Raw genomic sequence first — 7,309 nt, 5'->3', positions numbered from 1 at the left:
GGTCGGGGAGGGGCTGCTGGAACAGGCGAAGCTCGCCTTCGACAATGTCGGGGCTGTGCTTCGCTCAGCCGGGCTGGGGCCGGCCAGTGTCATCCGCACCGGCCTCTATTTTACCCGTCATGTCGAGATGACGCCGGACCTGCAGGCGGATTTCAACCGGATCCGCACCGGCTTCTTCGGCAGCCACAGGCCGACCTCGACATTTCTCTTCGTGCATGGGCTGGCGGACCCGCGCTGGCTGTTCGAAATCGACGCCATCGCCGCAGAATTCTAGCGGTCGAGAAGTTCGCGCGGCCGGAGCGCTGGGCTCCGACCGCGCAGTGTATCGGGCCTGCGGCTAGCGGCCGCCTTCCATCTTGCGGTTGCGCTGGCCGATGCCGGCGGTGCCGTAGGGATATTCGGACATCTGCGGCTTGCTCACCGCGTTCAGCGCCTGGATTTCCTCGTCGGTCAGGACGAGGCTGGCTGCGCCGAGATTATCAGCGAGCTGTTCCCGCGTGCGGGCGCCGAGAATGACGGATGTGACGGCCGGCTGCGCGGCGACCCAGGCGAGCGCCACCTGAGCCATGCTGACACCGTGGGCCTCAGCGATGTCCTGCACCTTGCCGATCACATTCCAGGTGACCGGATTGGCATTGCGGGCATCGAAGGCCTCCATGCCGCGCTTCGGATTTTCGCCGAGGCGGGTTGCGCCGGTCGGCATCTGGTCGCGCTTGTACTTGCCCGAAAGCCAGCCGCCGCCGAGCGGCGACCAGGGCAGGAGACCGATGTTGGCATCGAGCGAGGCCGGTACGATTTCGTGTTCGATGTCGCGAACCAGCAGATTATATTGCGGCTGCAGCGTGACCGGGGCCGCATAGCCGTTGGCCTTGGCCATCCAGACGGCCTTGGACAGATGCCAGCCGAGGAAGTTCGAGAAGCCGTAATAGGCGATCTTGCCGTTGCTGACCGAATCGTCGAGGAAGCGCAGCGTTTCCTCGAGCGGCGTCAGCGCGTCCCAGGCGTGCATCTGGTAGAGATCGATCTGCTCGATGCCGAGCCGCTTCAGCGATGCGTCGAGCGCCGCGCCGAGATGCTTGCGAGACAGGCCGATATGGTTGGGACCGCTGCCCATCGGGAAGCGTCCCTTGGTGGCGATGACGAGGTCGTTGGCAGCGGACGGCTTGGTCTTGAGCCAGCGGCCGATGATCGATTCGGATTCGCCCGCGCTATAGACGTCGGCCGTGTCGATGAAATTGCCGCCGCCGGCGACATAGTCGTCGAGCAGCGCGAACGAGGTGGCCTCATCGGACTCGGCGCCGAAGGTCATCGTGCCGAGGCAGTAGGCGGTCACGACCGTGCCGCTGTTGCCGAGCTTGCGATATTCCATGTTCAGTCTCCATGCGGGGGGCCGGTTCGGCGCGATCACCGCGACCGGCGGGGGCAAGTGGAAAACGACGAGCCGCCGGCTGGTGCGGGGCTCAGGCGATCGCCGTCTCTTCGTGGGGCGTGCAGGGTGTCCTCAGGCTGGCCATCAGCCGCCCACCGAGCGTCATCGGCACAATGGTCGAGCCGCTTCCAGCATTCCAATGGAATATTCAGATGGAACTCATCGCGCCCAGAGCTTAATGTCCCCGTAAGAGCCTGAGACTGCCGGTTCGCTCTGGCCGCGCGTGCGCCCCGATCCACGCAAGCTCCGGTAAGCGGCGGCCCATGGCTGACGGGCGCCGGCGATATCAGGCATTGCCAGCGGGCGGCGGCCCCACCGACTCGCGGATGGTCAAGTCAACCGCGACCGACAGGCGGCGTGGACCGTCTGCGTCATTGAAGATCAGTTCCACCGCCGTGCGCCCGATCTCCTCGATCGGCTGCGTCATCGTGGTGAGCGGCGGCTCGGAATGGGCGCCTTCCGGCACACCGTCGAAGCCCACGACGGAGACATCCGCCGGCACCGCGATGCCACGGGCCGCCAGCCATTCGAGCGCAATCAGGGCGATCCGGTCGGACATCGCAAGAAGCGCGGTCGGCGGCTCGGCGCCGCCAAAAAGTTCGACGAGCGCCGCCTCGACGCTTGTTGGTTCGTTCTCGGTCTCGAACACGGGAACCGTCGCGATGTCGATGCCGTGGTCGCTGAGCGCCGCGCGATAGCCTTCGATGCGCTCGCGCGAACTCTTGTAGATCGCGCGCGCGATCGCGGCATCGTCGACCCGGCCGACATGGCCGTCGACGAGCTGCAGCGACAGGATCGCAAACCGCCGATGGCCGAGAGCTGCGACATGGGCGGCGATGGTGCGCGCGCCGGCACGATCGTCGATGCCGATCATCGAGATCGTCTCGTCGTCATGTTCGAGCCCCAGCGCCACGAAGGGCAGCTTGCGCTCGCGCGTCAGTTCCACGAGGCGGGTGCCGCCCTCGATGCAGAGCAGCACGAAGCCATCGACGATCGCGCTCTGGATGTTCCAGGCGAGCTTCTCTTCATTCGCGGCCGAAACCAGCGAGATGCCAGCACCCTGTAGGTCGCAGGCCCGACTGACACCCGTCATCAGAACGCGCGCATAAGGATCGTCAAAGAAATAGGACAGCGGCTCGGCGGTCGCGATGCCGATCGCATTGACCTTGCCGGCACGCAACAAACGCCCGCGGGGGTCCGGGCCGGAATAGCCAAGCGCACGGGCGGCGGCCTCGACGCGCTCGCGCACTTCCTTGCGCACGATATCCGGCCGATTGAACACGTTGGACGCGGTGCCTTGCGACACGCCGGCGGCCTTGGCGACATCGGACAGCCTGATGACCTGACTCAAGCCTGCAGCTCCGTTCTTTTCCGTACTCTATCTCGTTCTTGGATCGGTTCAATCAATCCTTGACATCAGAATGGCAAATGTTATTTTTGAATCGGTTCAAGCATTCATCAACGTGTTTTGAACCGCTTCAATCCGCCATGGGAGCACACCATGATCCCCGCAAGCTATCTGTTTCGCAGCATTTACCGCGACCATTTCGAGGAACAAGAGCCGCGTCAAGCCGACCCGCCGCTGATCCGTGGCCGCCTTTCGCTCGACAGGGTGACGGCAGCCATCCTTGGATTTGCTTATGGAGCCGGGCATCTGACACTCGGCGCCAGCCCAACTGCCCGTCATGAACGCCGCCGATAGCTGATGGTCTCGAAGCGCATCGAAAGCATGTCGACGAGCAGCAGCCGGCCGACAAGCGGTTCGCCGATGCCAAGGATCAGCTTCAGAACCTCGGCCGCCTGCAGCGTCCCGAGAACACCGACGACGGCGCCGAGGATCCCGGCCTCTGCGCAGGTCGGGACGAGGCCGGCCGGCGGGGGCTCTGGAAAGAGATCGCGATAGCCCGGATTCGGGCGGCCGTCGGTCTCCTCGAATGGCTTCAGCACGGTGAGCGAGCCATCGAAGCGCCCGACCGCCGCCGCTACCAGCGGCCGGTGCAGGGCGGCAGCGCGGTCCGCCACCAGGAAGCGCGTTGCGAAATTGTCGGATCCGTCGACGATGATGTCGAAGGCTTCGATCAGCGCATCGGCATTATCGGCGGTCAGCCGCACCGCGTGGCTTTCAACCGTGACATGCGGGTTGAGCCTCGCAACGGAGAGCGCGGCGCTCGCCACCTTGGCGGTCCCGATCGACGCTCCGTCATGCAGAACCTGGCGCTGCAGGTTGGACAGCGAGACGATATCGTCGTCGACGACGCCGATCGTGCCGATTCCTGCGGCGGCCAGATATTGGATGACCGGGGAGCCGAGCCCGCCGGCGCCGATGACAAGCACCCGCGCCGCCTTCAATCTCTGCTGGCCCGGTCCCCCGACCTCGGCAAGCACAAGATGGCGGGCGTAACGCTCGATCTCGTCCGGCGTGAAGCTCATCCTCGTCCCGTCTGACGGCTAGCCGTCATTTGGTGCCGTACATCCGGTCGCCGGCGTCGCCGAGGCCCGGGACGATATAGCCTTTGTCGTTCAGATATTTGTCGATCGAGGCGGTGAAGATCGGGACGTCAGGATGTGTGCCGTGAAACTTGTCGATGCCCTCGGGCGCGGCGAGCAGGCAGACGAAGCGGATGTCCTTGGCGCCGCGCTCCTGCAGTCGGTCGACGGCGGCGATGGCGGAATTCGCGGTTGCGAGCATGGGATCGACGACGATCGTCAGCCGTTCGTCGAGGTCGTCGGGCGCCTTGAAGTAATATTCGACCGCCTGCAGCGTCTTCGGGTCACGATAAAGGCCGACATGCGCCACGCGCGCCGCAGGCACGAGGTCGAGCATGCCCTCGAGCAGGCCATTGCCAGCGCGCAGCACCGAGGCGAAGACCAGCTTCTTGCCGGCAAGCGTTGGCGCCTTCATCTCGGCGAGCGGCGTTTCGATCGTCGTAGTTGTCATTTCGAGGTCGCGGGTGACCTCATAGCAGAGCAGGGTCGCGATCTCGCGCAGGAGCTGACGGAACCCGGCCGTCGAAGTGTGCCTATCCCGCATGATGGTCAGCTTATGCTGTACCAGGGGATGGTTGATGACCGTTACGCTCGCCATTCGTCGCCTCGCTTGTCTGTTCCGACAACCTAGCCGACACGGCTCGCCACGCAAGCGGCGCCTTGTCCCGCCCGGCCGCGATGCCGATAGGGCGGGACATCATCACGTGTTCGGCATCAGCCCGAGGGGCGGGATGCCGGCTCTCTTCAGGAGACGACTTCCGGCGCCTTCATGATGTTGTCCTGCATCTTGAGCAGCGTGAGGCGCATGGTTTCCAGCACGTCGGCGTCGACGCCGCGCTCTGCATCTTCGCGAACGGCCTTGCCGATCGCGCGGATACGGCGGACAATATTGGCCGCCGAGGGCGTCAGCCGGATCAGCTTGGCGCGGCGATCGGCAGGGTCGGGGATGCGTTCCACAAGGCTGGCCGCCTCGAGCCGGTCAAGGAAACCGACAAGCGTCATGGGCTCGACGCAGAGCTCCTCGGCAAGCGTCGACTGGCGAAGTCCGGGCCGCCGGCTGACGAAAGCCAGCGTGCGCGCCTCGGCGACCGTCAGCCCGAGCCCGGCATTTTCGAGAGCTTTCTCGAAGCGACGACGGAGAAGTCGCGCAACGTCGACCAGGACGAACCCAAGCGGATCTTCAACCGTAGCGGCCAAAACTGTACTCCCTGCAGCATATTATATGTTTACCATATAATAAACAGATTTGTGCTTTAAGTCAAATGTTGCGATTTTTGGCGCCCTCTGCGCCATGCGCCGATCGTCGCAGTTCAGACGATTTCTCGATCGTGGTTGCCTTTTCAGGCCGTTTCAAGCATTTTGCGCCGCAAAATGGCCCGGTGGCGTTGTTGCACCCAAGGTCGCGTCCACGGGCACTGCCGCGAGGATGCCGCCTGGGGTGTCGCTGCCTTTTTGGATTGAGAAATGTCACTTCGCAACATCGCCATCATCGCGCACGTCGATCATGGCAAGACCACGCTCGTCGACAAGCTGCTGCAGCAGTCGGGCTCCTTCCGCGACAACCAGCGCGTCGCCGAGCGCGTGATGGACTCGAATGACATCGAGAAGGAGCGCGGCATCACTATCCTGGCCAAGGCGACCTCGATCGTCTGGAAGGATACGCGCATCAACATCGTCGATACGCCGGGCCATGCCGATTTCGGCGGCGAGGTCGAGCGCATCCTCAACATGGTCGACGGCGTCATCGTGCTGGTCGACGCCGCCGAGGGCCCGATGCCGCAGACCAAATTCGTGGTCGGCAAGGCACTCAAGGTCGGCCTGAAGCCGATCGTCGCCATCAATAAGGTCGACAAGCCGGATGCGCGCATCGAAGAAGTCGTGAATGAGGTGTTCGACCTCTTCGCCGCGCTCGACGCCACCGACGAGCAGCTCGATTTCCCGATCCTCTATGGTTCAGCCAAGCAGGGCTGGATGGGCCGCGCGCCCGACGCCTCGCATGACGAAGGCATGGCGCCGCTGTTCGATCTCGTGCTCGAACACGTGCCGGAGCCGCATGTCGAGGACGGCCCGTTCCGCATGCTGGGCACGCTCCTCGAAGCCAACCCCTATCTCGGACGCCTCATCACGGGCCGCATCACCTCGGGTACGGTCAAGCCGACCCAGATGCTGAAGGTGCTGTCGCAGGACGGCTCGACCGTCGAGAACTTCCGCGTTTCCAAGATCCTCGCCTTCCGCGGCATCGAGCGCCAGCCGATCGAGGAGGGCGTTCCGGGCGACATCGTCGCCATCGCCGGCATGACCAAGGGCACAGTCGCCGATACGTTCTGCGATCCCGCGATCACCGAGGCGATCAAGGCACAGCCGATCGACCCGCCGACCGTCTCCATGACCTTCATGGTCAATGACAGCCCGCTCGCCGGCACCGAAGGCGACAAGGTCACGAGCCGCATGATCCGCGACCGCCTGTTCAAGGAGGCCGAGGGCAATGTCGCGCTGAAGATCGAGGAATCCTCGGGCAAGGACGCCTTCATCGTCTCCGGTCGTGGCGAACTTCTGCTGGCTATCCTCATCGAGAACATGCGCCGCGAAGGCTACGAGCTCGGCGTTTCGCGTCCGCGCGTCGTCTTCCAGAAAGACGAGAACGGCCAGATCGAGGAGCCGATCGAAGAGGTCATCATCGACGTCGACGAGGAGCATTCCGGCGTCGTCGTGCAGAAGATGGCCGAGCGCAAGGCCGAGATGATCGAGATGCGCCCCTCGGGCGGCGATCGCCTGCGTCTCGTCTTCCGGGCGCCGACCCGCGGCCTGATTGGCTATCAGGGCGAGCTGCTGACCGATACGCGCGGAACGGCGATCATGAATCGCCTGTTCCATTCCTATCAGCCCTACAAGGGCGTGATCGCCGGACGCCGCAACGGCGTGCTGATCGCCAACGAGTCCGGCGAGGCCGTCGCTTTCGCCCTGTGGAACCTCGAAGATCGTGGGCCGATGATGATCGAGCCGGGCTGGAAGGTTTATGAGGGGATGATCGTCGGCGAGCACACGCGCGACAACGACCTCGAAGTGAACGTCCTCAAGGGCAAGAAGCTGTCGAACGTCCGTTCGGCCGGCAAGGACGAAGCGGTTCGGCTGACGCCGCCGATTCGCATGACGCTGGAGCGCTCGCTGTCCTGGATCTCGGACGACGAGCTGGTTGAAGTGACGCCGAAGTCGATCCGTCTGCGCAAGACGATCCTCGATCCGACCGAGCGCAAGCGCGCCGACCGTTCGAGCAAGGCTTCCGCCTGAGCCGGACGGCGCGCGTTCACGCTGCGCGTCTACCGCATTGCGACAGGGAGGCCAGCTTCCCTGTCGCTGCCGCGAGGGCCCCATGAAAAAGGGCTTCCCCGTTCG

At 64.3% G+C, this 7,309-nt stretch carries 8 protein-coding genes; 3 read left to right on the top strand and 5 right to left on the bottom strand.

Translation table 11 applies throughout. The features are described 5' to 3' along the window. On the top strand, window positions 1–274 hold a 274-nt coding region (locus tag LB518_RS23640), incomplete at its 5' end, for a RidA family protein (RefSeq protein ID WP_224580293.1). A gap of 63 nt (window positions 275–337) precedes the next feature. Here LB518_RS23640 and LB518_RS23635 read toward each other — a convergent pair. Together LB518_RS23635 and LB518_RS23630 are read right to left on the bottom strand one after the other, a co-directional pair. Next, window positions 338–1,369 carry an aldo/keto reductase gene (locus LB518_RS23635; RefSeq protein WP_224580291.1) on the bottom strand — a complete coding sequence of 344 codons (1,032 nt, stop codon included), beginning with the start codon at window positions 1,367–1,369 and terminating at the stop codon, window positions 338–340. A gap of 346 nt (window positions 1,370–1,715) precedes the next feature. Then, the gene (locus tag LB518_RS23630; RefSeq protein ID WP_224580289.1) at window positions 1,716–2,780 is read right to left on the bottom strand and encodes a LacI family DNA-binding transcriptional regulator; all 1,065 of its coding nucleotides are present in this window, start codon (window positions 2,778–2,780) and stop codon (window positions 1,716–1,718) included. A gap of 150 nt (window positions 2,781–2,930) precedes the next feature. On the opposite strand from LB518_RS23630, the gene LB518_RS23625 reads away from it, so the two are divergent. Next, complete coding sequence (locus LB518_RS23625; RefSeq protein ID WP_224580287.1) at window positions 2,931–3,131, top strand: hypothetical protein; 201 nt, start codon at window positions 2,931–2,933, stop codon at window positions 3,129–3,131. Here LB518_RS23625 and moeB read toward each other — a convergent pair. The 3 genes from moeB to LB518_RS23610 all read right to left on the bottom strand — a co-directional run bounded on the left by moeB (window position 3,113) and on the right by LB518_RS23610 (window position 5,113). Next, complete coding sequence (gene moeB, locus LB518_RS23620; protein WP_224580286.1) at window positions 3,113–3,859, bottom strand: molybdopterin-synthase adenylyltransferase MoeB; 747 nt, start codon at window positions 3,857–3,859, stop codon at window positions 3,113–3,115. The genes LB518_RS23625 and moeB overlap by 19 nt on opposite strands. A gap of 25 nt (window positions 3,860–3,884) precedes the next feature. Next, window positions 3,885–4,514, bottom strand: a complete 630-nt coding sequence (gene upp / locus LB518_RS23615) for a uracil phosphoribosyltransferase (RefSeq protein WP_224580285.1) — start codon at window positions 4,512–4,514, stop codon at window positions 3,885–3,887. Between the two features lie 146 nt (window positions 4,515–4,660). Then, a complete protein-coding gene (locus LB518_RS23610) occupies window positions 4,661–5,113 on the bottom strand; it encodes a MarR family winged helix-turn-helix transcriptional regulator (RefSeq protein WP_224580284.1) in 453 nt (150 codons plus the stop codon). A gap of 267 nt (window positions 5,114–5,380) precedes the next feature. Here LB518_RS23610 and typA point away from each other — a divergent pair, with 267 nt between their 5' ends. Further along, the gene (typA, locus tag LB518_RS23605; protein ID WP_224580283.1) at window positions 5,381–7,204 is read left to right on the top strand and encodes a translational GTPase TypA; all 1,824 of its coding nucleotides are present in this window, start codon (window positions 5,381–5,383) and stop codon (window positions 7,202–7,204) included. The last annotated feature ends 105 nt before the right edge of the window (window positions 7,205–7,309 follow it).

The organism is Mesorhizobium sp. BR1-1-16, from assembly GCF_020165495.1.
In the GTDB taxonomy this organism is placed as follows: domain Bacteria; phylum Pseudomonadota; class Alphaproteobacteria; order Rhizobiales; family Kaistiaceae; genus Kaistia.
Note: the sequence above shows the minus strand (reverse complement) of the source record. Positions and strands in the feature narration are given on the sequence as shown.